Source organism: Paenarthrobacter sp. FR1 (assembly GCF_051106045.1).
Taxonomy (GTDB): domain Bacteria; phylum Actinomycetota; class Actinomycetes; order Actinomycetales; family Micrococcaceae; genus Arthrobacter; species Arthrobacter nitroguajacolicus_A.
Window position 1 is genome coordinate 188,706 of sequence record NZ_JBPFSF010000006.1, and the last position, 25,908, is coordinate 214,613.

23 protein-coding genes are annotated in these 25,908 nt (G+C 62.3%); 9 read left to right on the plus strand and 14 right to left on the minus strand.

Annotated elements, in window-relative coordinates; genetic code table 11:
* Positions 1–74: 74 nt before the first annotated feature.
* Positions 75–2,087: a M3 family metallopeptidase gene (locus ACR30Z_RS13685; protein ID WP_434373068.1), complete on the plus strand. Its 2,013-nt coding sequence runs from the start codon at positions 75–77 to the stop codon at positions 2,085–2,087.
* 61 nt (positions 2,088–2,148) lie between these two features.
* Here the strand turns inward: ACR30Z_RS13685 and pdxS are convergent, their stop codons facing one another.
* The 7 genes from pdxS to ACR30Z_RS13720 form a co-directional block, all read right to left on the minus strand.
* The gene (gene pdxS, locus ACR30Z_RS13690) at positions 2,149–3,075 is read right to left on the minus strand and encodes a pyridoxal 5'-phosphate synthase lyase subunit PdxS (RefSeq protein WP_020608520.1); all 927 of its coding nucleotides are present in this window, start codon (positions 3,073–3,075) and stop codon (positions 2,149–2,151) included.
* Between the two features lie 255 nt (positions 3,076–3,330).
* The gene (pgsA, locus tag ACR30Z_RS13695) at positions 3,331–3,960 is read right to left on the minus strand and encodes a phosphatidylinositol phosphate synthase (protein WP_434373069.1); all 630 of its coding nucleotides are present in this window, start codon (positions 3,958–3,960) and stop codon (positions 3,331–3,333) included.
* Positions 3,950–4,543 carry an HIT family protein gene (locus ACR30Z_RS13700; RefSeq protein WP_144651591.1) on the minus strand — a complete coding sequence of 198 codons (594 nt, stop codon included), beginning with the start codon at positions 4,541–4,543 and terminating at the stop codon, positions 3,950–3,952. The genes pgsA and ACR30Z_RS13700 overlap by 11 nt, the downstream gene beginning before the upstream one ends.
* 19 nt (positions 4,544–4,562) lie before the next feature.
* A complete protein-coding gene (gene thrS, locus ACR30Z_RS13705) occupies positions 4,563–6,572 on the minus strand; it encodes a threonine--tRNA ligase (protein ID WP_144651589.1) in 2,010 nt (669 codons plus the stop codon).
* Between the two features lie 131 nt (positions 6,573–6,703).
* Positions 6,704–10,204: a DNA polymerase III subunit alpha gene (locus tag ACR30Z_RS13710; RefSeq protein WP_434373070.1), complete on the minus strand. Its 3,501-nt coding sequence runs from the start codon at positions 10,202–10,204 to the stop codon at positions 6,704–6,706.
* Positions 10,205–10,207: 3 nt separating this feature from the next.
* The gene (locus tag ACR30Z_RS13715; RefSeq protein WP_434373071.1) at positions 10,208–10,552 is read right to left on the minus strand and encodes a DUF6504 family protein; all 345 of its coding nucleotides are present in this window, start codon (positions 10,550–10,552) and stop codon (positions 10,208–10,210) included.
* An 83-nt stretch (positions 10,553–10,635) separates the two neighbouring features.
* Positions 10,636–11,697 carry an FAD-dependent monooxygenase gene (locus ACR30Z_RS13720; RefSeq protein WP_144651584.1) on the minus strand — a complete coding sequence of 354 codons (1,062 nt, stop codon included), beginning with the start codon at positions 11,695–11,697 and terminating at the stop codon, positions 10,636–10,638.
* Positions 11,698–11,749: 52 nt separating this feature from the next.
* Here ACR30Z_RS13720 and ACR30Z_RS13725 point away from each other — a divergent pair, with 52 nt between their 5' ends.
* Complete coding sequence (locus ACR30Z_RS13725; RefSeq protein ID WP_144651582.1) at positions 11,750–12,286, plus strand: TetR/AcrR family transcriptional regulator; 537 nt, start codon at positions 11,750–11,752, stop codon at positions 12,284–12,286.
* A gap of 47 nt (positions 12,287–12,333) precedes the next feature.
* Positions 12,334–12,723, plus strand: coding sequence for a hypothetical protein (locus ACR30Z_RS13730; RefSeq protein WP_144651580.1), 390 nt, complete (start codon positions 12,334–12,336; stop codon positions 12,721–12,723).
* Between the two features lie 4 nt (positions 12,724–12,727).
* Here the strand turns inward: ACR30Z_RS13730 and ACR30Z_RS13735 are convergent, their stop codons facing one another.
* Positions 12,728–13,474, minus strand: coding sequence for an SOS response-associated peptidase (locus ACR30Z_RS13735; RefSeq protein ID WP_244296785.1), 747 nt, complete (start codon positions 13,472–13,474; stop codon positions 12,728–12,730).
* 168 nt (positions 13,475–13,642) lie between these two features.
* Between ACR30Z_RS13735 and ACR30Z_RS13740 the strand changes: the two genes are divergently transcribed.
* From ACR30Z_RS13740 to ACR30Z_RS13750, 3 genes are all read left to right on the plus strand, one after another.
* Positions 13,643–13,900, plus strand: a complete 258-nt coding sequence (locus ACR30Z_RS13740; RefSeq protein ID WP_017197512.1) for a mycoredoxin — start codon at positions 13,643–13,645, stop codon at positions 13,898–13,900.
* A 142-nt stretch (positions 13,901–14,042) separates the two neighbouring features.
* Positions 14,043–15,128 carry an S-(hydroxymethyl)mycothiol dehydrogenase gene (locus tag ACR30Z_RS13745; protein WP_434373072.1) on the plus strand — a complete coding sequence of 362 codons (1,086 nt, stop codon included), beginning with the start codon at positions 14,043–14,045 and terminating at the stop codon, positions 15,126–15,128.
* Positions 15,125–15,763: an MBL fold metallo-hydrolase gene (locus ACR30Z_RS13750; RefSeq protein WP_434373073.1), complete on the plus strand. Its 639-nt coding sequence runs from the start codon at positions 15,125–15,127 to the stop codon at positions 15,761–15,763. Before ACR30Z_RS13745 ends, ACR30Z_RS13750 begins: the two co-directional genes overlap by 4 nt.
* A gap of 10 nt (positions 15,764–15,773) precedes the next feature.
* Here the strand turns inward: ACR30Z_RS13750 and ACR30Z_RS13755 are convergent, their stop codons facing one another.
* From ACR30Z_RS13755 to ACR30Z_RS13770, 4 genes are all read right to left on the minus strand, one after another.
* Positions 15,774–18,101, minus strand: a complete 2,328-nt coding sequence (locus tag ACR30Z_RS13755; protein ID WP_434373074.1) for an FdhF/YdeP family oxidoreductase — start codon at positions 18,099–18,101, stop codon at positions 15,774–15,776.
* Between the two features lie 66 nt (positions 18,102–18,167).
* The gene (locus tag ACR30Z_RS13760) at positions 18,168–18,926 is read right to left on the minus strand and encodes a lipoate--protein ligase family protein (RefSeq protein WP_144651572.1); all 759 of its coding nucleotides are present in this window, start codon (positions 18,924–18,926) and stop codon (positions 18,168–18,170) included.
* The gene (locus ACR30Z_RS13765) at positions 18,926–19,729 is read right to left on the minus strand and encodes a thioesterase family protein (protein ID WP_144651570.1); all 804 of its coding nucleotides are present in this window, start codon (positions 19,727–19,729) and stop codon (positions 18,926–18,928) included. The genes ACR30Z_RS13760 and ACR30Z_RS13765 overlap by 1 nt, the downstream gene beginning before the upstream one ends.
* A gap of 31 nt (positions 19,730–19,760) precedes the next feature.
* Positions 19,761–20,249, minus strand: a complete 489-nt coding sequence (locus tag ACR30Z_RS13770) for a DedA family protein (protein ID WP_144651568.1) — start codon at positions 20,247–20,249, stop codon at positions 19,761–19,763.
* Positions 20,250–20,329: 80 nt separating this feature from the next.
* Between ACR30Z_RS13770 and ACR30Z_RS13775 the strand changes: the two genes are divergently transcribed.
* Positions 20,330–21,301, plus strand: coding sequence for a hypothetical protein (locus tag ACR30Z_RS13775; RefSeq protein WP_434373075.1), 972 nt, complete (start codon positions 20,330–20,332; stop codon positions 21,299–21,301).
* On the opposite strand, the gene ACR30Z_RS13780 is transcribed toward ACR30Z_RS13775, so the two are convergent.
* Both ACR30Z_RS13780 and ACR30Z_RS13785 read right to left on the minus strand, forming a co-directional pair.
* Positions 21,298–22,806 (minus strand): FAD-dependent oxidoreductase, encoded by a 1,509-nt coding sequence (locus ACR30Z_RS13780; protein WP_434373076.1) that lies wholly within the window; start codon positions 22,804–22,806, stop codon positions 21,298–21,300. The genes ACR30Z_RS13775 and ACR30Z_RS13780 overlap by 4 nt on opposite strands.
* A gap of 67 nt (positions 22,807–22,873) precedes the next feature.
* Positions 22,874–23,365 carry a DNA alkylation repair protein gene (locus ACR30Z_RS13785; RefSeq protein ID WP_144651562.1) on the minus strand — a complete coding sequence of 164 codons (492 nt, stop codon included), beginning with the start codon at positions 23,363–23,365 and terminating at the stop codon, positions 22,874–22,876.
* Positions 23,366–23,425: 60 nt separating this feature from the next.
* Between ACR30Z_RS13785 and ACR30Z_RS13790 the strand changes: the two genes are divergently transcribed.
* Together ACR30Z_RS13790 and ACR30Z_RS13795 are read left to right on the plus strand one after the other, a co-directional pair.
* Complete coding sequence (locus ACR30Z_RS13790; RefSeq protein WP_434373077.1) at positions 23,426–24,514, plus strand: PDDEXK nuclease domain-containing protein; 1,089 nt, start codon at positions 23,426–23,428, stop codon at positions 24,512–24,514.
* Positions 24,515–24,557: 43 nt separating this feature from the next.
* A complete protein-coding gene (locus ACR30Z_RS13795) occupies positions 24,558–25,907 on the plus strand; it encodes an HNH endonuclease (RefSeq protein ID WP_434373078.1) in 1,350 nt (449 codons plus the stop codon).
* Position 25,908: the final 1 nt, after the last annotated feature.

The window sequence follows — 25,908 nt, forward strand, 5'->3', positions numbered from 1 at the left end:
TCCTACGGCTGAAGCAGCGTGGAACCGGGCGTGCCGCCCTTGAGGACGCGTTTCTTACGTGAAAGAGTCATTTCATGGTCAACCCCCTCATGAGCCCCAGCCCCTTGCCCTATGGACTACCGCCCTTCGCCGCCATAACTCCGGGGCATTATGCCGAGGCCCTGGAATCCGGGCTTGCCGAACACCTGCAGGAAATCAACGCCATTGCCGGTGATCCGGCCCCAGCGACGTTCGACAACACCGCCGTAGCCATGGAACAATCCGGCCGTCTCCTCAGCAGGGCGGCGGCAGCCTTCTTCACCCTTGTCTCAGCTGACTCCTCCGAAGCGATCAAGGCGCTGGAAACGGAGTTCTCGCCCAAGTTCTCAGCCCATCAGGATGCTGTGTTCATGAACCGCACGCTGTACGAGCGGTTCTCTGCCATCGATGCCACAAACCTTGGCGCCGAGTCAGCAAGGCTCGTGGAGGAGTACCTCAAGGAGTTCCGCCAGTCCGGTATCCAGCTCGATAATGCCGGACAGAGCAGGTTACGGGACGTCAACGCGGAACTTTCGCGCCTGGGAACCGAGTTTGGCCAGCGCGTCAAGGAAGCCATGAAAGCATCAGCCCTGCTGCTTGAAAATGCCGCGGACTTGGAGGGTTTGCCGGCCGAGTCCATCACCGGAGCTGCGGAGGCCGCCAAGGCGGCCGGACACGAAGGCAAGTACCTGCTGACACTCATCCAACCCAGCAATCAGCCTGCCCTTGCTTCCTTGGAAAACCGGGCCGTCCGCCGTCGGCTGTATGAAGCATCCTTGGCGCGCGGCACCGACGGTGGCCCCTTGGATGTGCGCGACCTCATTACTGCCACGGTGCGGCTGCGTGCGGAGAAGGCAACACTCCTGGGTTTCGCCAACTTCGCGGAGCTGGTGGTGGACCGGCAAACAGCTCCGGACTTTGCCGATGTGCAAGCGATGTTGGGCCGACTGGCACCTGCCGCCGTCCGGAACGCCCAGGCCGAAGCGAACGCCCTGGCGCGATCGGCCGGTCACGAACTGGAGCCGTGGGATTGGGCTTACTACTCTGCCCGGGTCCGCAAGGAGAAGTTCGCGGTGGATGAGCAGGCCCTGCGCCCGTACTTCGCCCTGGAGACCGTGCTGAACGACGGCGTCTTCCATGCAGCATCGCAGCTGTACGGAATCACGTTCCACGAGCGCGGTGATTTGGAGGGTTACCACCCCGATGTCCGTGTCTGGGAGGTTCGCGACGGGGACGGCAGCGGAATCGGACTTTTCCTGGGCGACTACTACACCAGGGAGTCAAAGCGTGGTGGTGCCTGGATGAATTCCCTGATGGAACAGTCCCGACTGCTTGGCACGCAGTCGGTGGTGATCAACAACCTCAACATCACCAAGCCTGCTCCGGGCGAACCAACGCTGTTGTCCCTCGATGAAGTCCGGACGGTGTTCCACGAATTCGGGCACGCCCTTCATGGGCTGTTCTCCGATGTCACCTATCCGCGCTTTTCCGGGACGTCCGTGCCCCGGGACTTCGTGGAGTACCCATCACAGGTCAACGAAATGTGGATCATGTGGCCGGAGGTCCTGGCCAACTATGCTCGCCATCACTCCACCGGAGAGGCGCTCCCCCAGGGCATCGTGGACAAACTCAATGACTCACTGTTGTGGGGCGAAGGCTTCGCGACCACCGAGTATCTGGGCGCTGCGCTGCTTGACCTTGCCTGGCACGTGCTTTCCGCAGCAGACGTTCCGGACGATGTCCTGGCTTTCGAGGCCAAGGCACTTGCAGATGCATCCATCGCCCACCCCTTGATTCCGCCACGGTACCGCACCGGCTACTTCCAACACATCTTCGCCGGCGCTGGCTACGCTGCGGGCTACTACTCCTACATCTGGAGCGAGGTCCTGGACGCCGATACCGTGGAGTGGTTCAAGGAAAACGGTGGCCTCACCCGCTCGAACGGCGATCACTTCAGGTCCCAGCTGCTCTCCCGCGGCAACAGCCGTGACCCCCTGGAGTCGTTCAGGGCGTTCCGGGGCCGCGACGCCGAGCTGGAGCCGTTGCTGAAGCGCCGCGGGCTGGAGTAGGAACGACGCCGGGCCGGTCACCTCGAAGGTAACCGGCCCGGCGTCGTACTTCTTTTGCTCTTTACCAGCCGCGTTCTGCGAGGCGGTGGGGCTGGGGGATTTCGTCGACGTTGATGCCGACCATGGCTTCGCCCAGGCCGCGGGAGACCTTGGCAATGACATCGGGATCGTCGTAGAACGTGGTGGCCTTCACGACGGCAGCGGCACGCTCTGCCGGGTTGCCGGACTTGAAGATCCCCGAACCAACAAACACGCCGTCGGCGCCGAGCTGCATCATCATCGCAGCATCAGCCGGGGTCGCGATGCCACCGGCAGTGAACAACACCACGGGGAGCTTGCCGGTCGCGGCAATTTCCTTGACCAGCTCATACGGGGCCTGCAGTTCCTTGGCCGCGACATACAGCTCGTCCTCGGGCAGGGCGGCGAGCTTGGCGATCTCGGAGCGGATCTTGCGCATGTGCCCGGTGGCGTTGGAAACATCGCCGGTACCGGCTTCGCCCTTGGAGCGGATCATCGCCGCGCCCTCGTTGATGCGGCGCAAAGCCTCACCAAGGTTGGTGGCACCACAGACGAACGGGACGGTGAAGTTCCACTTGTCGATGTGGTTGATGTAGTCCGCCGGGGTCAGGACCTCGGACTCGTCGATGTAGTCGACACCGAGGGACTGCAGGACCTGGGCTTCGACGAAGTGACCGATGCGGGCCTTGGCCATCACCGGGATGGACACGGCAGCGATGATCTGATCGATCATGTCGGGATCGGACATGCGGGACACCCCGCCCTGGGCGCGGATGTCGGCCGGGACGCGTTCAAGCGCCATGACAGCTACGGCACCGGCATCCTCGGCGATGCGGGCCTGCTCGACGTTAACGACGTCCATGATGACGCCGCCCTTGAGCATCTCAGCCATGCCCCGCTTGACGCGGCTGCTGCCCGTAACGCTGTTCGCGGACGAACCGGCTTCGTTGCTTACATCTGGTGTAGACACAAAAACCCCTATGGGTAGATAAACGACCTTCATGCCGGGGGCACGCGCAGCCACACGACCGCATCAGCGCACACCGGATTTTCAGGTCAAGGTGACCAAGTACTAGTAATAGTAGTCGCAGGTTGCATGGTGGCAGTACATTCATTACTGCCTAGACGGGCAATAAAGAGGGCTATGGTAGGGCGACTGCACAACCGCCGGAGAGTGAGTCTGGTCGGATGCCAGTTCCCTTGTGAAGCTTTGCCCCTTAGGGACTTAGCCGGCCGCCGCGCCATCGGCTTCGGCGATGGCCTGCCGACGGACTGCGGACATGCGCTGGACGATGGTCACGGCACTGGCCAGTGCCAGCAGGATCAGCGTTCCGAACAACACCACGGGCGGAAGACCGAGCCCCGTGAGCCCGGCAATCAGCAGCACCGAGGCCAACCGCTCGGCCCGCTCTGCAATCCCGACGCTGGCCTGGTACCCGAGCGATTCCGCCTTGGCCCTCGCGTAGGAAACAACCATCCCCAAGACAAGGCAAACGACGGCGGCGGTTCCGATTGCGGGGTCGTCACCGTGGGTGAAGAACCAGATAGTGAGGCCGGCGAAGATGGCACCGTCCGCCAACCGGTCCAAGGTGGAGTCGAGGAAGTTTCCCCAGCCTCCGCTCCGGCCTTGCAGGCGGGCCATGATTCCATCGACGACGTCCGAAAAGGCGAAAAAGGCGATCACCACGGAACCCCACCACAACTGGCCTAACGGGTAGAGGACCAGTCCGCCGAGGATCACTCCGGCGGTCCCGGCAATGGTCACGGCGTCAGGAGACACGCCAATCCTGAGGAGCCAACGCGCTAGAGGTGTGAAGAGTGAAGTGAAGAAGCCGCGCGCATGCCTATTGAGCATTCGACTCCCCCGGCCAGGCTTCGGCCACCAGTTTGCGGACCTCGTCAAGGGTCTGCGTGATGGCCTTGGTCTGGGCGATGATAGGGAAGAAGTTTCCGTCCCCGCCCCACCGCGGGACTACATGCTGGTGAAGGTGCGCGGCGATGCCGGCACCGCCTGTTACACCTTGGTTCATGCCCAGGTTGAAGCCGCTCGGATTCGAGACCTTCCGCAACACGCGCATGGCGGTTTGGGTAAGTTCGGCGAACTCTGCTGTCTCCTCCACGGTGATGTCCGTGTAATCGGGCACGTGGCGGTAGGGGCAGATCAGAAGGTGGCCCGGGTTGTAGGGGAAGAGGTTAAGCACCACATAACAGGTCCTCCCCCGGTAGACGATGAGGGACTCTTCGTCCGTACGGGAGGGTCCTACGCAGAACGGGCAATCATCCTTGTTCTTGAATTGATCCTGCCCGCCCTTGATGTAGGCCATGCGGTGCGGAGTCCACAGGCGCTGAAATGCGTCCGGAACGCCCGCGAGTCCGAAGTCATCGGTTACGTCGGCGTCGCTCGGAAGATCAGCTGCCGCGCCTGTGTTCTCCTGCACCGTCTATGCGTCCGTTCCGTCAGCTCTCGCGGTTCTTGACGGCATCAACAATCCTGCGGACCGCCTCTGCCACGGGAACACCGTTGTCCTGGCTGCCATCGCGGAAGCGGAACGACACCGCACCAGCCTCGGCGTCCTCACCTCCGGCAATCAGGACAAAGGGAATCTTGTCCTTGCTGGCAGTACGGATCTTCTTGGGGAAACGGTCCGAGGAGATATCTACCTCGGCACGGATACCGGCGGCCTTGAGCTGGCCGACGACGTCGAACATGTAGTCGTTGAACGTCTCGGCCACAGGGATGCCTACCACCTGGACGGGAGCGAGCCATGCGGGGAAGGCACCAGCATAGTGCTCGGTGAGGACACCCATGAAGCGTTCAACAGAACCGAAGAGGGCACGGTGGATCATGACCGGGCGCTGGCGCGTACCGTCTGCCGCCTGATATTCGAGTTCGAACCGCTCGGGCAGGTTGAAGTCCAACTGGATCGTGGACATCTGCCAGGTCCTGCCCAGGGCGTCCTTCGCCTGGACGGAGATCTTGGGACCGTAGAAGGCTGCTCCACCCGGGTCCGGAACCAGCTCCAGGCCGGAGGCTGCCGCAACCTCGGAAAGGGTGCGGGTGGCTTCCTCCCAAGCGGCGTCGTCACCCACAAATTTTTCTTCATTCTTGGTGGAGAGTTCCAAGTAGAAATCATCCAGGCCGTAATCCTTGAGCAGGCCCAGGACGAAGTTCAGCGTGGTGGTGAGTTCATCCTTCATCTGCTCACGGGTGCAATAGATGTGGGCATCGTCCTGTGTCATGCCCCGTACGCGAGTCAGGCCGTGAACAACCCCGGACTTCTCGTAGCGGTACACCGATCCGAATTCGAAGAGGCGCAGCGGAAGTTCCCGGTAGGAACGGCCACGGGAACGGAAAATCAGGTTATGCATGGGGCAGTTCATCGGCTTCAGGTAGTAATCCTGGGCCGGTTTCCGCACGGTTCCGTCTTCGTTGAATTCGGCGTCCACCTGCATGGCGGGGAACATACCGTCCTTGTACCAGTCAAGGTGGCCGGAAACCTCGTAGAGGTGTCCCTTGGTGATGTGGGGGGTGTAGACAAACTCGTAGCCGGCATCCACGTGGCGCTGACGGGAGTAGTCCTCCATGGCCTTGCGGATGATGCCGCCCTTTGGATGGAACACCGGGAGGCCCGAACCCAGCTCATCAGGGAAGGAGAAGAGATCCAGTTCGACGCCGAGCTTGCGGTGGTCGCGGCGCTCGGCCTCAGCAATACGCTCCTGGTACGCCTTGAGGGCATCCTTGGTGGGCCAGGCAGTTCCGTAGATGCGCTGCAGCTGCTGGTTGTTCTGGTTGCCCAGCCAGTACGCAGCGGACGAACGCGTCAGGGCGAATGCGTTGGAAATGATCTTGGTGTTGGGCAGGTGCGGGCCACGGCATAGATCACACCAAACGCTCTCGCCGCTCTTCCTGTCCACATTGTCGTAGATGGTGATGTCGCCGGCGCCGACCTCAACGTTGACGCCTTCGACGGCGTCTGTTGCGTCGTTCTTCTTCCCGAGAAGTTCCAGCTTGTAAGGCTCGTTGGCCATGGCTTCGCGGGCTTCTTCTTCAGTAACCACGCGGCGAACGAATTTTTGGTTCTGGTTGATGATCTTCTGCATCATCTTTTCCAGCTGGCGCAGGTCTTCCGGGGTGAACGGGTCAGCGACGTCGAAGTCGAAGTAGAAACCGTCCGTGATGTAAGGGCCGATACCGAGCTTGGCATCCGGGCGCAATTGCTGCACGGCCTGTGCCATGACATGGGCGGTGGAGTGGCGGAGCACGTTGAGGCCGTCGGGTGATTCGATGGTGACGCCTTCGATGTCAGCATCCGCGGGCAGGACCTGGTCAAGGTCCTTCAGCACACCGTTGACACGGGCTACAACGACGTCGCGGCGCTCGAAGAAGAGTTCCGCGCCGGTAGTCCCTTCCGTCACCTTGGTCTCTTCGCCATCGACGATGAGGGTGATCTGTTGGGCATCTGACACGGGTGTCTCCTATTCATGGTTGAGGCTTCATAGCTTGTGGCGTACGGGGACCACAGCCAGCCACCGTCAATCGTATCTGCTCCGGCGAAGGCGGCCAAAGCAGCGCGCCGTTCCCCGATTCAGCTGCCTGCTCAGCTTCCCAGGCCCGTGATGGCAAGGTTTCTGGAGATGCCGTGGAGGGGTCCGTGGTGCGTGTAGTCGTCTGGAGGTCCTCCTCCGGCAGGCAGGAGTTCCGCGAAAGGCAACGTTTCGGGTTGGCTGAGATCCCAGGCCTTGCTGGCGCTCAGGCTGATTCCCTTGGGACCTGTCCTCCTGGTGGTTCCACGGATCAGCAGAAGCCGGGTACCGAACAACAGCGGACCCGATTGCTCTTGCGCTTCATGGAAGAAGACTGAATCAACGCAGCCTGTGCCGTCGTCGATGCTGATGAAGACCACCCGCCGCCCACCACGCATGGGCGGGGTCTGGGTCGCGATTCTGACCCCTGCCACCAGGACCTCGGTTCCATTGCGCAGCCCCAGGAGTTTGTCTGCGGTGGTGACTCCCAGCTTGTCCAGCAAGGGCCGATGGCTGTCCATGAGATGCTCGCTGACGTCCACCGCCATGAGGTCGAGCTCCGCCCTGACGTTGTCCACCATGGTGGGTGCGGGTAATTCCGGAGCGAGGTTCATTAGCTCAACATCGCCCAAAGCGAACGACAGTTGCCCTTCGATCACGTCGGCAGCCTTCTTGGTGGAGCTGCCCTGGAGGGCTTGCAGGTGCTGTACGAGGTCGGCCCGGTTCGCTTTTCCTCCGGAATCCTTATGCAGGGCATCGAAAGCACCGAGTTGGGCGAGCCTTTTGATGTTTGGCTTGCTTACCCGCGCCCGCGCCCTGAGATCCGCCAGGGAATCGAAGGGCTGCCCCGCCACGATCCGTTTCAGTTCCGCTCCGGAAAGCCCGTATATCCCGGTAAGGCTCAAGCGGATGCCAAGTTTCCCTTGATCAGGTCCGTCTTGAATCCTCTCCACCCTGTATTCAGCTTGGCTCCGGTTGATATCCAAAGGCAGGATGGGAATTCCCAGCCGACGCGCTTCAGCCACCAACAATCGTTTGGGATACATGCCGGGGTCGTGTTCCCAAAGCCCTGCGAGGAAGGCTTCAGGATGATGTGTTTTCAGCCAAGCCGATTGGTAGGTAGGCACGGCAAAGGCAGCACCGTGCGCTTTGCAGAACCCGAAGCTCCCAAACGCTTTCAAGGTCCCCCAGACCTTGTCCACTACTTCAGGCGGGTATTTCTTGATCGCCTCACGCCGGAAGTACACCTCGACGCCCGGCTCATGGATTTCATCGCCCAAGGCACGGCGGAATTCATCGGCCCGCGCCAACCCGCAGTCGGTCATGACATCGAAAGTCTTCAGGATCTGCTCATGGAACACGGTGACGCCATGGGTTTCCTGAAGGACCGGCTTCAGGTCCGGGTGAGGGTAGATCTCCGGCGCGAAACCATGCCTGTGTTCCAGGAATGGGCGGACCATATCCGACTTCATGGGCCCAGGCCTGAACAGTGAAATATCGATAATCAAATCGTTGAATTCGCGCGGAGCCATCTTTCCGATGAGCTCCCGCTGACCCGGCGACTCGATCTGGAAGCACCCCAGCGTATGGGTGCTGCGGATCAACTCATAAGTGGGCTCGTCGTCGAACGGAACGGCGTTGAGATCGATCCTGCCGTCTGCAGCGATGAAATCAGGCCCTGTCCCACCTGGCTCAACCGGGTGCTTACCGGCAGCCACCACCTCTGCTTTGGAAGGATGGAGGCGAATGACCTCCCGGACCGCAAATGCCATGGCGCTTTGCATGCGCACACCCAGGACATCCAGCTTCAGCATGCCCATGGGATCCATGTCATGTTTGTCGAACTGGCTCATGGGAAGTCCAAGCCCGCTGGGCTGGACAGGCGTCCGGTCAAGGAGCGTTGCATCCCCCAGGATCACTCCACATGGATGCATGGAGATATGGCGGGGCAGCCGGTCCAGCCTTTCGGTCAAGTCCACCAAGAGGTCCAGTTGCTGGTTTTCCTCCGAGGCGCCCCGTTCCACACGCCCAGCAAAGTCGCGAAGCTCCGGCTTCTCCACCAAGGCTTCACGGAACTTGCGTGCGGAGAACCTCCACAGCTGCTTGGCGATATCGCTGATTTCGCCTTCGTCCATTCCCAGGGCCATTCCGGCGTCCCTGACAGCACCACGCGCCCTGTAGCCGTTCTGCATACTCATGAGCGTGACGCGTTCCGCTCCGAACCGATCAAAGATCTTCCGGTATACGTTGTGCCGTTCCGCGCTTTCGACGTCGATGTCGATGTCAGGGAGGGTTGACCGGCGGCCGGAAAGAAAACGTTCAAAAATGAGGTCGTGGCGGATTGGATCCACTTGGCTGATGTCGATCAGATAGTTCACCAGGCTGGATGCACCCGACCCCCTGGCGGCAACCCGGACACCCATGTCGAGGATCATCCGGGACACCTCAGCGACAGTAAGGAAGTAGGAAGCAAAACCGAGCCTGCCGATAATCCCGAGTTCGTGCATCAACCGCGAGCGCATCCGCTTCTCCGCTTCGCCGTTGATCCCGGGGAAGCGTTTGGTGATTCCGGCTTCACACCGCTGGGCCAGTTCAACCATAGGATCTCCGTTGATGCCGATGATGGAGGATTCGGGAACGACGGGTTTCTTCCATCCCATGTCCAGGACGGGATCCATGCGGCATTTGTCGGCGAGCGCTTCTGTATTTGCGAGCAGCTTGCTGAGGTCGGCTTTTCCTTGGCCTGCCGCGTTCATGATTTCCTTGCCAAGTTGGAGCATGTGTTGGGCGTTCTTTAACCAGCCCTGGCCGGTGGGTTGGAGCATGGGGGCGGTTGAGAGTTCCGGGAGGGATTTCAGGGTGCGTGCTGAATCGAGGACGTCAGCTGTAGCTGCTCCGTCTTGCGCGCAATAGCGGACGGCGTTGCTGAGGACAGCGGGCACGTTGTATTCGAGGGCGAGTTTGAGCATCCGTACGGCGTGGGCTGTGCTGAGGGGTTCCCCCGGTGGGCTGAGGTGGGAAACTGCTTCGGCAACGATCGTGCCCGGTGGCATGGCGTCGATCCATTGCTTGAAGAGGGTTCTGGGCCTGAGGTATTTTCGCCCTCCCATTGCCTGCCCGACATCCGAGTCCGGGCCGATCATGACTGTCAATACTGGTTTCAGGGTTTGTGGGTCAAGTGTTCTGGAGGCGAGTTCGCCCCGGGTTACTGCTGCGGGGACGGCTCCCCCGGCTTTTCCAGACGTGCGGGCATGGGCGTCGGAGACCAGTCGGCATAGCGCCCTGTAACCGGCGCCGTTGTTGTTGCCGTGGGCGAGTACGACGACGCGGCCAGCGACTTGGGTGCGGTGGTCGCCGTCGTCGTCGAATACTGCCAGATCCACCCCCACAATGGGGTCGATGCCGGCCTCCATGCAGGCTTTGAGGTGTTTGACGGTGCCGTAGAGACCGTCGCGGTCTGTGCAGGCGAGCGCTGTGGCGCCATCGGCTGCAGCGGTTTGGGCGAGCTCGTCGGGCCAGGAGACGCCGTAGTGTGCGCTGAAGGCAGTGGAGACGTGCAGGTGGGTGAAGCTCAAGGTTCACGCTGCTTCGTCGGGTTCTACAGCACGTGCTGGTGCGGCGTCGTGGATGCGGAGCAGTCGCCATCGTCCGCTTCCTACGTGCCTGACGAGATCGAGGGTGATGGTCCCGTTGGAGGTTTCTTTTTCCCCCGGGGCCTGGAGCTGCACCCGCCAGATTTCGTGGTCAACCAGGCCGGCCCCGCTTCCCAGGGGTGCGCGGCTTTCTTCCAGCCACCACTGGCGGCGTTCGTACCACCGGACAGGCTCATTGGTGACCGTGTACTGCGTCCCTTTCCATTGAACTTGCTGCGGCTGGCCTGTGTCCGTGCAGATAACTTCGACGGACTCACTGAACAGCCCCATATCCACACCTCATTTACGCCGGGGTATCTTCATTCGAAAGTATGTTCGAATATTTCAAGTTTACGCCGACGCCCTGACAAAACCTACTTCGAAGTTTCCGCCCTTTCCCTGGCGCGTGAAACGCGCTTGCCTACCTGCTTCAGCAAGGCATCGCGCCAAGGTTGCATGCCCTGCGCCAGGGCAATGCTCCCCATGAGGGAGGATGCCAGCCGGAGTTGCTGGGTGCGCAGTACACGTTTCCTGTCATAGGCGGCGAGCGCTGCTTTCAAGGGCAGTTCGTTGAGCAGTCGCCCCAGGGTCACTGCATCAATCAGCGCTTCGCAGGCACCCCTGCCGAGGTTGGGAGTCATGGCGTGCGCGGCATCCCCCACCAGCACCACGTTGCCCCGTGCGTAACGGCTGAGGGGTGGGGTGGTCCAGATTCGTTGGGCCAACGATATTTCGGGGGTGGCGAGGTCAAGGACATCCCGCACGGCTGGCGAGTAGTGGGCGTAGCGGCTTCGCGTCACTTCAAGCGCTTCTGCGACGTCCACTTTGTCCGGCCCCAGCCCGGAGCGGAAGGAGGCATACCAGTTGGTCCCCCTTACGGCCGGCGCCAAGCCGAAGATTTCCCCCCGACCCCAGTATTCACCGATGTCGTTGGGAGATGGGGTTCCCGGAACGACTCCCCTCACTGCCAGGAAGGGCGTAGGCCTTGCCGCCCTCCGTTCACCCCAGGAGTCCCGCCGAACCACGCTGTTGACACCGTCCGCACCGACGGTGAGCTCAGCGTGGCGCGGGAGGCGATCCACCCTTCCGGTCACTCGCGTCACCGTCTCCGGCACCGCACTGTCCAACAGCTTCAGCAGTTCGGGTCGGGAGATCCCCATCAGCCCGTCCCCTTCCATGGACAGCATGGGTTCTCCGGAGGGGCCGCGGAGGGCGCCGGCTTTGATGATGGCTCCCCGTCTCCGCGCGGCTCCGAGGATCCCGAGTTCGGACAGGGCCTGCTGGGCTTCCGTCCACATGGCCAAAGTTGTTCCGACCGTGGGGAGTTGGGGTCTCTGCTCGTACACCGTGACGTTGAACCTGCCGGGGTCGAGCCGACCGGCGAGCGCCAATCCGGCTATTCCCCCACCGATAATCTCAACCTTCTCCATGGCCACACTGTACTACTACATTTGTAGTGATGGTAGGTCCTGAAGCTAGACTTTCGCCATGTCCGACCGACGAACACAGTTAGCCGACGCCGCGCTCGCCGTCGTTTCCACCCAGGGCCTCAAGGGCCTCACGCACCGGGCCGTCGACGCCCAAGCCGGTGTCGCCGCCGGAACAACCTCCAACTACTTCCGCAACCGTGCCACGCTGGTCAGTGCCGCCGTCGACCGCGTTGAAGAACTGGACAGCCTCCTGCTGCAGCAAAGGCAGTTGGAATTCCCGACGTCGGCAGCCGGCTTGGCGGAGCAAATCGCCGGAGCCGTCTTGGGGCTCGCATACGACAACTCCGAACTCACCAGGGCACGCTTCGTGTTCGCCCTCGACCAACCAGAGGTGGTCGCCGCCGGGCACGAGCGGCTGGTATCAGCGTTGGCACAGCTGCTCGAAGCGATGGAAATACCTAACGCCCGGGCACGTGCTGAAGCCGTTTCCGACTACAGCGACGGCCTGGCCCTGCACTTGCTGACCGCACGCAAGGGGCAGGTCATGGACAGGGCGACCGTGACAGGCAACATCCGCAGGCTCCTGGAAGGATGACCCTGCGAGGGGTGGACGGCAGCGGGTCCACAGAGCAGGATTGTGGCATGAGCACCAATGACGCACTCCTCAAGCAGGTCAACATCTCCGCCGCGGACGACAACCTCGTGGCCCGATTCGAAATTGACGGCAACATCCCAGGCTCCGGCGCTTACGTCGTGGGCCTTGTTGCTGCCAGTGAAGACTATTCCTCGCAGCGCAGGCTCGGTATCGAATTCATGAACGGCGAGGCGATTTCCTTCTATTCGTTCAACCACTCCCTCAGCGCAGAGGAAAACTACGACATCAAGGGAGTGGAGCATTCCGGCAACATCATCACCGGGAACTTCCCGCTATCGGCCATCCACGGACTCAGCAAAGGCCACGTCATGACGGCCTTCAGCGAAGCTGACGGCCGCGAGTTCCAATCCGGCGTGCCTGTCACCGAGGCCCTCTGAACCTTTAGAACAGTCCTTCCACCGGTTCAATCAGTTCCGGTGAGTTGTTGCGGACATTCCCGACGGCGGCGCCCACCGCGTCCAGCGTCCAACCGGCAGCGGCATCGTGTGCCCTGGAACGGACCATGTCCACCAACCCCGCGGCGTCTTTCTCACGCGGATCCAGCCATGCTTCCATCGTCTCTGTGCTCATGGGCAGGGGAACACGGTCATGGAGCGCAGTGAGCTCATCGAACACCGAAGCACTGCGTCGCGTCCGGGCTGACTCCGCAGTGGGAGTGTCCGCAGTGAGGATGGACATGGACAGAAGCCAGCGGCCCGGATCGTCCGGGGACGCCGCCTGGTCCCGCCACCACTCATACAATCCCGCAAAGACCAGGCCATGGCCGTCCCCCGGGTGGACGTAATACGGCTGCTTGTTCTTGCCCTCCCCCTTTTTCCACTCGTAGTAGCCGTCCGCGGGCACCGCACACCGACGGGCTACGGCAGCTTTCTTGAAGGAAGGTTTCTCCAGCAGTGTCTCGCTGCGGGCATTGATGAGCCGGGCACCACCCTTGGGGTCTTTAGCCCATGACGGCACCAGTCCCCACTTGGCAACGTGGAGTTGCCGCTTCAGGTCGTCATCGATGAGGCGTTCCAGCACGATGGGAACCGCGTCCGTCGGGGCAACATTCCAGGACTTTTCGAGGGCAATCTCGTTCTCAAGTTCGGCGTCAAAGTCGGCGAGCAGGTCTCCCACCGCACGGGCCATTACGTAACGTCCACACATGCGAACAGTCTGCCCTTTCCCGGGAAAACGCACCAGCGCGGGCGTGTGACGCAACCCGTCTTCGCCGCCGGACGGGAATTATTCGGCACCGGGTTACCGTTGTTACGAACGAACCACCCCGTGCAAACGACAAATACTGAGGAGAGCTCTGTGGATTTCACTCCCGACTCCGGCACTATCACCATGTTCTCGACCACTTGGTGCGGCTACTGCAACCGCCTGAAGAAGCAGCTGGACGCCAAGGGCATCGGCTACACCGAGATCAACATCGAAGAAGTAGATGGCACAGCCGAACTCGTCGAGCAGCTCAACGGAGGCAACCGCACCGTTCCCACCGTGCTCTTCCCGGACGGAACCGCCGCAACCAACCCCTCCGCCTCCGAGGTTGAGAACCGTTTGGCAGCATAGACCTGCCAGCGGCACCGGTGAGGGCCCGCACGGAACAAACCACGCTCTGTCTGCCACCTGTGATAGACAGATTGGGAATCCGTTGCGGGCCCTGCTGCATTAAACCTGGCCCGCGCTCAGCGAGCCCGAAGGGAACCACTCCATGGTCCACGCAGTCAAAGGCGTAGTCGTCCGATCCAAAGGCGCACCCGCAACCCTCGAAACGATCCTCGTTCCCGAGCCCGGGCCCGGCGAAGCCCTGGTTGACATCCTCACCAGCGGCGTCTGCCACACCGACCTCCACTACAAACTCGGCGGGATCAGCGACGACTTCCCGTTCCTCCTGGGCCACGAAGCCACCGGCGTGGTCAGCGCCGTCGGCCCCGATGTCACCGACGTCGCCCCGGGCGACCGTGTGGTCCTGAACTGGCGCGCCGTCTGCGGCAACTGCCGCGCCTGCAACCGCGGCCAAGCCCAGTACTGCTTCAACACCCACAACGCCACCCAGAAAATGACCCTCGAGGACGGCACGGAACTTTCCCCGGCGCTGGGCATCGGAGCCTTCATCGAAAAGACCCTGGTCGCCGCCGGCCAGTGCACCAAGGTAGACCCCGACGCCGATGCCGCCGCCGTCGGCCTGCTCGGCTGCGGTGTCATGGCAGGCTTGGGTGCGGCCCTCAACACCGGGGGCGTCAAGCGCGGCGACTCAGTCGCAGTTATCGGCTGCGGAGGAGTTGGCGTAGCGGCCATCGCCGGTGCCGCCCTCGCCGGCGCCACCACCATCATCGCCGTGGACATCGACGCCAAGAAGCTGGAACGCGCCAAGGACCTGGGAGCCACCCACACTGTCGATTCCTCTGCGGGCGACCCCGTGGAAGAGATCCGTGCCCTCACAGGCGGTTTTGGAGCAGACGTGGTGATTGACGCGGTCGGACGTCCCGAAACCTACAAGCAGGCCTTCTACGCCCGCGACCTCGCAGGAACCGTTGTCCTGGTAGGCGTCCCCACACCGGAGATGACACTGGAGCTGCCCTTGCTGGACGTCTTTGGCCGAGGCGGTTCCCTCAAATCTTCCTGGTACGGCGACTGCCTGCCTTCCCGTGACTTCCCCATGCTGGTGGATCTCTACAAGCAGGGCAAGCTGGACCTGGACGCCTTCGTCACCGAGCGCATCACCATCAACCAGGTGGAGGAAGCCTTCGACAAAATGCATCACGGCGCCGTCCTGCGATCGGTGGTAGAGCTGTGAGCGACTCCACCATCACCATCAACCGCGTTGTCACCTCCGGGACATTCTCACTGGACGGTGGAACCTGGGACGTGGACAACAACGTCTGGATCGTCGGCGACGACGCAGAGTGCATCGTCATCGATCCCGCCCACAACCCGGACGCGATCGTGAAAGCCGTCAACGGCCGGACGGTCAAAGCCATCCTGCTTACGCACGGCCACGACGACCACATCAGCTCCGCCGGGGCCTTCCGGGAACTCGTCAATGCACCCATCCACCTGCACCAGGACGACTGGATGCTGTGGCGCGCGGTGTTCCCTGATATCGATCCCGATGTCGCAATTGCTGACGGCGCTGAGTTCACCGTTGGCGGGGCAACGCTGAAGGCCATCCACACTCCGGGGCACTCACCGGGTTCGGTCTCCTTCCACCTGCCCGGGGAAACCACCCTTTTCAGCGGTGACACCCTCTTCCAGGGCGGACCCGGCGCGACCGGCCGCTCCTACAGTGACTTCCCCACCATCATCGAGTCCATCCGGACCAGGCTCCTGCCACTTCCCGAGGAAACCGTAGTCCGCACAGGGCACGGGGATTCCACCACCATCGGTGCAGAGAAACCGCACTTGGACGAATGGATCGCACGCGGACACTAAGTCCACGGCATCATGGGCGTCGGCCGGCTGCTGACTCGAAAAGCGGGGCGGCAGCCGGCTCAAGCCGAATAATCACCGACTTCGACGCCGGTGTATTGCTGCCCTCCGCCGTTGAATCCAGCGGCACCAAAACATTCGCTTCCGGGAAGTACGCAGCTGCGCATCCCTTGGCAGTCGGGTACGACACCAAACGCAATTGCGGCAGCACACGGTCCACGCCGTCGTCGGCCTCGCTGTGGACGTCCACATAACCGCCGTCCTGGTAGCCCAGCTCAGCCAGGTCCAGCGGATTGACCAGCAACACCATGCGCCCCTTCTTAATGCCCCGGTACCTGTCATTCATGGTGTACGTAGTGGTATTGAACTGATCGTGTGACCGCAGTGTCTGCAACAGCAGCCGTCCCGCAGGAACCCGGATGGTCTCCACATCATTAACCGTGAACATGGCCCGGCCCGTGGCGGTGGGGAAGGCCCTGCTGTCCCTGGGTCCGTGCGGCAGGATGAAGCCGTCCTTCTCCCGGATACGGGTGTTGAAGTCCTCGAAGCCTGGCACCACGTGGGAGATGTGGTCTCTGATGATGTTGTAGTCCAAACGCAGACCGGCCCAGTCCACCGGCACCTTATGGCCGAGGACAGCCTGGGCCAGGCGCGTCACGATGGCAACTTCGGACAGCACCTCCGGCGCGATCGGTTCCAGCGGGCCGACGGATCGGTGGACGGCACACACAGTGTCCTCCACCGTGACGAACTGCTCAACGCCGCCTTGCCGATCCATCTCCGTGCGGCCAAGGGTGGGCAGGATGAGTGCTTGCTCACCGACCACCACGTGCGAGCGATTCAATTTGGTGGAGATCTGGACAGACAGCCGGGTCCTTCTCACAGCCGACTCCGCCACCCCGGTATCCGAGACAGCATGGACCAGGTTGCCGCCCAACGCCACTAACACCTTGATCCTGCCATCACGCATACCGCGGATGCTGTCCACTGCGTCAATGCCCGGATCCCGGGGAGGATCGAAGCCGAACTCCCGCTGGAGGGCGTCCAGGAACCACGGTGGCATCTTTTCCCAGATGCCCATGGTCCTGTCGCCCTGCACGTTGCTATGGCCCCTGATCGGCGACGGGCCTGCCCCCGGCTTCCCGATGTTGCCCCGCAGCAGGAGCAGATTGATGATCTCTTTGATGGTCGGCACTGCCTTCCTATGTTGCGTTAGGCCCATCGCCCAGGTGATGATGACTTTGTCGGCCCTTAGGTATCTTGCCGCGAGTTCATCGATGTCGCGGCTCGCGAGGCCAGTGGCTTCGAGAACATCACGATGGTTGAGAGTGGCCAGATGTGCGGCGAAGCCCACGAATCCCTGGCAATGCTCTTCGATGAAGGCACGGTCCAAGACCGTCCCCGGCCTGGCCCTTTCGGCGTCGAGTACGCGCTTGGAAAGGGCCTGCAGCAAGGCCATGTCGCCCGCGAGCCTGATCTGCACGAACTGATCGGCGAGGTCCGTGCCCCTGCCAATCAGTCCGCGCGGACGTTGTGGATTCCGGAAGTTGATCAGGCCAGCTTCAGGGAGCGGATTCACCGCAACGATCTCTGCCCCGGCCTGCTTGGCCTCTTCAAGGGCCGTGAGCATTCGTGGATGACAGGTACCTGGGTTCTGGCCCATGATGATGATCAGATCCGCCTTGGCGAAATCCGTGTAGGTGATGGCGGACTTGCCCACCCCGATGGTCTCGCCCATGGCAGCGCCAGTGGACTCGTGGCACATGTTGGAACAGTCGGGGAGGTTGTTGGTTCCGAAGGCCCGGACGAACAGTTGGTAGAGGAAAGCGGCCTCATTGCTGGTCCGGCCGCTGGTGTAGAACGTGGCCTGGTTCGGGGTGTCAAGGGCCTTCAGCTCCTTGGCGATGATCCCGAAGGCCTGGTCCCAGGGGATGGGGACGTAGTGATCCGAACCCGCGGCTTTGTACACCGGTTCCACCAGCCGGCCCTGCTGGCCCAGCCAATACTCCGATCGGCGCTCCAGTGAACCCAAGCTGTTCTCGGCCCAAAAATCCGAGGGGATCCGCAGCGGCTCCGCCTCCCACCCGATGGCTTTGGCGCCGTTCTCGCAAAATTCGGCGGCTTTGCGTTCCGGTGGGTCGGGCCACGCGCAGCTCATGCAATCGAAACCATCTTTTTGGTTGACAGCACTCAGTGTTTTCCACGCCCTGGAAGGTCCCATGTAGGCGATGGCATGGGGAAGCGTTTCGCTCAGGCTCGGCAAACCAGCGGCGGATCGCTTGGGGATGCTGACGCTGAGGTCTACATCCGAATCCTCAATGGGATGTTTCTTCCGGCCCATGATGACACCGCGATTCGCGTGACGGGGTAGCTGATTCCCTCAGACTAACCCTGGCACGTCAGCGGCTCAACGCAGCTGCGGTGACCAGGCCACAAGACTCCGGAAGTCGCCGTCGACCACGTCCGCGTAACCGCGGTACGCCTCGATCACTGCGTCCTCCACGGTCTTCACGTCCAAGTGCGGCAGCAAATCATTGGCAGCACCAGCCGTTGCCGGATCCCAGTCCAGGCCAAGGGCGGCGTAGCTGGCTGTCAGGACGTCCCGGATGGGCTTGGAGTTCTCCACCACAATCACGGAACTGAACAACCAACCTCCGGAGACTACCCGCTGGGCAGTTCCAATCAGCTTGATGCGATGGGCAGGGAAGTCCGGGTCCTCACCGTGAACGCTGAACTCGCCGGGGCAGTACTCTCCCGGTATCTCGCCGACGGCGGCGTGAACACCCACGCTGCGAAGGGCGCCGGCCAGCAGCTCGCCAAACTCGGAGAAGCGCGCTTTGGCCCGCACGATCGCGTCAGGGTGCGGTTCAACATGGTCGATCACCAAGGAGCCCTCGTGGTAAGCGGCAGCCCGCCCGCCTGCCTTTCGGACCAGGGGTTCGAAGCCAAGCCCGCGGCAGGCTTCCTCGGCGGCAGCGAACCCTGGCAGATTCGCATCGCGCTGGCCGAAAGCCACCGTAGGCTTCGGCCGATACAAGCGAAGACAGGGACCCTGCTGACCGCTCCGGGCACGCTTCAACAGTTCCAGGGCGAAGTCGAGATCCTCGGCTGCGCCCATGGATCCCTCCTGGCGGTAAACAGTCAGGCTTGGCTGCTCGCCGGTCATCAGCTCTTCCTCAAGGTAAGGATCTGCTCGGCCCGCCCGAACGGCCCGTTGACGTCGTGGAGCACGGAGGATGTCAGGCCAATACCGTCAGCACCGAAGGACACCCTGTTGTCCAGCCCTAGCCACTCACCTGACGGAGCTCGATACATGTGAATCTGAAGGTCGACGTTGGGGAAGATGTAGCTGTTCTCACCCGGAGGGACGCGAGCCGCGATGCCGTTGGCTGTGTCCACCAAACCCATCAGCCGGGCAAGGTCCGAACTGTCTCCTTGATCTGTCAGGGGGTGCGAGGTCCGGATCCACACCCTGCCGGATCCGGGTCGGTGGCCTTCGGCCAAGCGCATCTCCAGTGAGCGGATATAGCCGCCTGGCCAGACGCTGGCGCCGTCCCACGGCTTGCATTCGTCCGGGGCGGGCATGGGTTCGTCCTCCACCGCGGCCACGGCGCTCGTGTCGCTGGTGATCATCCGCCACGCGGCGGCGCGGATGGCTACCCGGCCGCCGGCGGAGAGCTCAGCCTGGATCAGTTCAATGGTCTTGCCCGGCCTCAACGTTGAGGTGGTGACCTGGAATTCGCCGCCGGGGATCAGGCCGAGGATTTCGTAACTGATCCGTGCCAGGCGAACGTCGTCCCTGGGTTCGTGCCGCACCAGGGCATCGGCGATGATGCCCGAAGCCGGCGCCATGTGTTGTTCGTGCGGATTCCACGCACCCTGGGCATGGATCGTGGATCGGAAGCGGCCCTCACCCAACGATTCGTAGTAAAAAGCACCGTCCGCCAGTTCCGGTAATGCAGTAGTCAACCCGAGCCTTTCGCCGATCCAGCAGTAGAACTCAGACCACTGTATCCGCTGATTTGGTCGCTGCCCGACGTCGTCGGATCGTGACTACCCAGACCACGATGGCGGCCGCGGCGGCGACAGCCAGCCCCGCACCCACCGGCGACGCTGCGGCTACCGCCAACCAGGCCTCAAGGGCGGCGAGCCCGATGGTCGCATACAGCAGGGCCCAGATGACCGAGCCACCGATTGCGGCCGGGAGATACCGGCGCATGGGCATGCGAGCCGCACCGGCGGCAAGGTTGATGGCCGTCTGGAGGCCAATAGTCAGGAAGGAAAGCACGACGGCGTACGGTCCCCAACGCTGAATCAGGGCTTGGGCGCGGGCTGCTTTGGGGCGCTCCAGCGAACTGCCGAACCGGGTGTGGGCGAACCCGGCAACGGCTCCCCGACCAATCCAATAAGTGACGTTGACGCGGATCATGACAATGGCGAAGAGCGCCGCGAGTGCGACGCCAAAGGGCAAGCTCATGATCTGATCCACTCGACTTAGGCTACCCTAAGCCACGTGCGGGTGCCGACTCGATCCGGAGGACTGCCGTGACGAAACCCTAGGATGGGTTCATGGACCTCCGCGATGCCGCCCAGGAGTTGTACGCCGTCATGCCGCGCGACTTCACGGCTTCACGCTCTGCCTTGGTTCGCCAAGCCAAGGAGGGTGGCGACAAGGAACTGGCGAAGGCGATCAGTGGCCTGCCCAAGCCGGCTGCCGGCGCCTGGGCCGTCAACATGCTTGCGGTTCATAAACCCGAGGTGATTGACGGCGTCGTACGCTTTGGCGTTTCCCTCCGCACCGCTCAAGAGGACTCTGACGCCGAGGCTTTTCGCGAACTCGGCCAGCAACGGCAAGGGCAGCTGGCGTCAGCCGTGAAGGCGGCCAAGGACTTGGCGAGCGAACTGGGAGCGCCCCTGAGCGCAGCCGCCGCGACCGACCTTGAGCAGACCCTCCGAGCCGCGATGGCAGACGCCGGCGCCGGCGCTGCCGTAGGGACAGGCCGCCTGGTAAGGGGATTGAGCGGCAGTGGCTTCGAGTCCGTGGACCTCACCGATGCTGTGGCTGCGGCAGGGCCGGAGGACACCAATGACGCTGAGGACCCCACCAAACAATTGGTCAAACCCAGCGGGAAAGAACCGTCGCAGGGTAAGGAACCAACCCCTCCCAAAGAGTCGGCCACCAGGAAAAAAGTACCGCAGGAGGAGGCTACGTCTCTGGCGGAGCGGCGTGCCGCCAAGCAGCGGGCAGCACTGGAAGAGGCCCGCAACGAGTTCGAAGTAGCTGACAAAGAAGCTCGAGGCGCCGAAGAAGCCGCCTCTCAAGCCTGGGCTGCCATCGAGACATTGGATGCCCGCAGAACCGAGCTCAAAGCCGAAATAGAGGACGCCAAAAAACGATTGGCTTCCCTGGAAGCCGAGCTGATCGGACTCACCCGCGATACGGACGCCGCAGAATCGGACAAAAAGCTTGCCGTAAGGACGGCAACGCAACTGCGCCGCACCGCGGATCAAGCGCAGCGCCGCGTGGACCGGCTGGGCTAATCCTTTTTCTTACCCACCGATTTCTGCAGGTGATGCGTCGCCGGGCCCTCAAGGTACGTGCCCTCCGGCGTAAAGCGGGAACCGTGCAGCGGGCAATCCCAGGATTTCTCGGCATCGTTCCATGTCAACAAGCCGCCCAAATGGGCACAACTGGCAGACACCATACAAACTTTGCCTTCAACAGTAGACACTGCCGCCGGCTCGCCTTTGTAGAGTCCCACGACGCCGGCCCCTTCAGGCGGACGGGTTTCGTCCGTGATCTCCGGGTTACTCCTGACCTTAACCTTGTCCTCGATCATTCGTTTGGCCGTACCGGCGTTGAGCCGCACGGCCTGGAGGGCGCCTTGGGGTGACGTCACGCGGTGATGGATGGCCGTCGCCCAGTCGGACTGGCCTCCCAGGATGTCGGAGGTAATGGACAGTGCGGCCGCGACACCGTTACTCATCCCCCACTTGTTGTATCCGGTGCCGAAAAAGATCCGGCCATGGCCCCTCGGCAGCTTGCCGAAGAAAGGCATGAGGTTGGTCGCCTGGTAGTCCTGGGCAGACCACGTGTGGGTGAGCTCAGCCCCGGGATAATACTTGTTGGCCCATCCCAGGAGATCGTCCACGTGCTGTTTCGGTGATGATGCACGGCCAGCCGTGTGCCCGTAGCCGCCCACCAGGAGTAACTCGCCCCCTGCAGTGGGGTGGGTGCGCTGGGACCGGGTAGGCGCGTCAATGGAAAGGTACATGGCTTGCGGGATGGAGGTCCCCACCGGTGGCCGAAGGGCAGCGGCGTAGGAACGGTTGGGTTCAAGCTTGGTGAAGTACAGGCCGCGGTCCAAAATCGGCGTACCTGTGGCCAGCACTACGGTGTCCGCGGTGAAGGTTCCTTTGCGTGTGGAGACTTCCAGGGGTTGCTCTGAACCCACATTCTGCACTTGGACACCCTCAACAATGAGGCCGCCGTGCTCACGGATGTCCCTCGCCAGGGTGTCCAGCACGTCCATCGGGTGGACCTGCGCCTGATCTTCCAGTTCCAGAGCCTCAACCACAGGGAACGGAAGTCCCGGGTCACGGCTGAAGTGGACGTCCAAACCCACGTCGCGCGAAACCGCTGCTTCCTTACGGAGCTGCTGGCCGCCGTCGTTAGTTGTTGCGAAGGTGACAGCCGTCCGGCGCTGGAAGGGAACTCCCTGCTGTTCCAGGTACTGCGTGAGCCAGGCCTGTCCCGTCTTGTTCGCCTCCACGTACGCCAGCACCACCTTCAAGGAGTACTGGCTGCGGAGAGCCGAAAGCACTCCCCCTTGCAGGAGGCTCAACTTGCCGGTGGTGTTACCTGTGGTCACCGCACCCAGCGTGCGCGCTTCGAAGACCACCACACGCTGGCCGGACCTGGACAACAGCAGTGCCGCCACCAGGCCCGTAAGTCCCGCGCCGACCACTATCGTGTCGAAATGTTTTTCGTCCGGAATCGGGTCGGACGTGAACTGGGATTCGCGATCCAACCACAGCGATTTCATCAAACAACCTGCCTTTCAAGTCACTGGCATGTGTTGAGGGAAACGCTAAGCCGGTCGTTGATGCTTATCAAGGGGTGGAAGGGCCTGCGGTAAGGGCCGCGGCATGGCGCAATTCAGGGTCCGGGTCGGTCGCCCAACGATCCAGAACGCGCTCAGCGCGGTCCTTCGCCAGCCCTTCGAGCCGGGCCAGCAACGGCGCAACCACGTCCTTGGCCAGCGGATCCACCAGTTCCCGGGTCCCGGCGTCCCTGATGAAACCTTCGATACGGGTCAGATCGGTGTTCACCAAAACGCCGACCTTGGTTTGCAGCAGGACCACGGCCGCGAGGCGACGTTCGAAAACCGGCTCCTCCCACAGTTCAGAGCTTAAGGCGGTGATGTCGTCATGGCTGAGGTTCTTGTACCGCTTCAGGGCATCCCGGATTGTTCCGCGCACTGCGCCCACGGACGCCCCGTACACCGTCAAGGCCTCGCCGAGGCGTTCGCTGGCCTCGTCGGCCTTCTCCCACGACGATTCACGCTGGAGCGTGTAGTCCACAAATTCGCCGGCTGCACTCACCCCTCTATTTTGTCAGTGCCTTTCCCTAGCGTGATCACAACAGCAATCGACAGGAGACATATGCCGTCCCAAGAGCTCGTCACCGAGGCCTCATTTCCCGGCGTCCCGGCGTCGTCGGCCATGCCCGAGTGGTACCCCGCCCTGCTCAACACTGTGGCGAAGGAAGTCCGAGTAGGCCGGACTCGCGCAATGGCAGCGGCCAACAGCGAGCTCTTGAATTCGTACTGGAGCATCGGCCGGCAGTTGGCGGAACGTGAATCCGAGCAAGGCTGGGGTGCCAAAGTGGTCACACGCCTGTCCGCCGATATCCGCACGAGGTTCCCTGAGGCTAAGGGCTTCTCCCCCAGGAACCTGCGGTATATGAAGAGCTTCGCGCAGGCCTGGCCCGACTTCCCAATGTTGCAAGCACCGCTTGCAACATTGCCTTGGTACCACCAGATCGCGCTGCTGGAGAAACTCGACGACGCCGCCACTCGGCTTTGGTACGCGGCGGCGGCCGCCCAGCACGGATGGTCGCGCAACGTATTGACACACCAGATCTCAACGCGCTTGCACGAACGGTCCGGTCAAGCCATCACCAACTTCAAGACCACCATGGTTCCGGCCGATTCCGACCTCGCCCAGCAGGCCACCAAGGATCCGTACGTCTTCGACTTCCTGTCCATGGCTGACCGTCACACCGAACGGGACCTGGAGCTGCAGTTGGTTAAGCACGTGGAGAAATTCCTTTTGGAACTGGGCCAGGGTTTTGCTTTTGTGGGCGAGCAGGTCCGGCTGGAGATTGCCGGCGACGAGTTCTTCGCCGACCTGCTGTTCTACCACCTGAAACTGCGCTGCTACATGGTGATCGAGCTTAAGGCGGTGAAGTTCGAGCCCGGCTTCCTCGGCCAGTTGGGCATGTATATGGCGGCCGTGGACGATCTCATGGCGCACCCGGATGACAAGCCGACCATCGGGTTGCTGCTATGCAAGGAGAAAAACAGCGTAGTGGCCGAGTACGCACTGCGGGGTTTCAACGCGCCTGTAGGCATCGCGGAGTGGCGGACTTCCCTGGCCGACTCGTTGCCAGATGAGTTGGTTGCGAGCCTGCCGAGCATTCAGACCTTGGAAGCCGAGCTGGCGAGCGAGGCTGCCCGGCTACGGGCTTAGCTCGTCGGCTAATAATGTCGGTGCCTCCTGCAAGAGTAGGAACATGGGACGAAAGCCGGAGAGACCAGTGGATGCAGGAGTCAGCGCCGCGCTGATGCCGGTTCCTTCTGACCGGGAGTTTCCCGCCGTTCCAAGCTCAGCCACTCCCAGCTCGATAAGCCGGGATCTGATCAACCAACTGCGGGTACTGGAAGGCATGAAGTCGGCTATCTCGGGACTTCAGGCCAAAATCACGGTGGCCTTCGACCTTGCCCAACGCGCTGAGCAGGCTGAGGCCGGAGTCCCGGCTTCCGAACGTGGCAAGGGTGTAGGAGCGCAAGTGGCGCCCGCCCGGAGGGAATCCCCAAACCGTGGCTCCCGACTCCTTGGCTTGGCCCGGGCATTGGTCACGGAGATGCCACACACCATGGCCGCCGTGGATGCGGGGCTGTTGAATGAGTGGAGAGCCACCCTACTCGCCAAGGAGACCGCCTGCTTGTCCGATGAGGATCGGGCGGCCGTGGATGAAGAGCTCGCGCCGGATACCGGAACCTTCGAAGGCGCCGGGGACAAGGCCATCGTTGCCGCTGCGAAAGCCGCAGCCTATCGCCGTGATCCGCGTTCGGTAACCCAGCGGGCTGCACGTGCCGCGAATGAGAGGACCGTGAGTCTGCGGCCGGCACCTGACACGATGACCATCCTGACCGCCCTGCTTCCTGTAGCCCAAGGCGTCGCAGCCTACGCGGCACTCACGCGGGCCGCTGACTCAGCCCGGTCCCGTCCTGGTGGTGAGCAACGCGGTCGGGGGCAGGTTATGGCCGACACCCTGGTTGAGCGGATCACCGGTTCATCCGCCGGCTATTCCGGGATTGACCTGCAGCTGGTGATGACAGACCGCACCCTCCTGGACAACGACTCCGAACCGGCGCGGCTGACCGGCTATGGGGTTGTCCCCGCCCAGTGGGCCAGAGACCTTGTATTTACAACGAAGGCCCACGGCGATCCCGACGGTGATTTCCATATTTGGCTTCGCCGCCTCTATACAGCACCCGGCACCGGGGAGCTCATCGCCGAGGACTCGCGGTCCCGCTTCTTTCCGCAGGGAATGCGCCGCATCATAGAGGTTCGTGACAACCTGTGCCGGACACCGTACTGCGACGCGCCCATTCGGCACATCGACCACGTAGTCCCTTGGCGTCGTGGCGGATCCACCTCGTTGGACAACGGCGCCGGACTTTGCGAAGCCTGCAACCACACTAAAGAAAACCCGGGTTGGAGCAGCAAAACAGAGCCGGCCCGGAACGACACCGACTCTGTCCATACCTTGGAAGTCCGGACGCCCACCGGGCATAGCTACCGTTCCCAAGCTCCTCCCCTGCCGGGCCACCTGCGTGTCACGGCAGGTGGCACCTGAG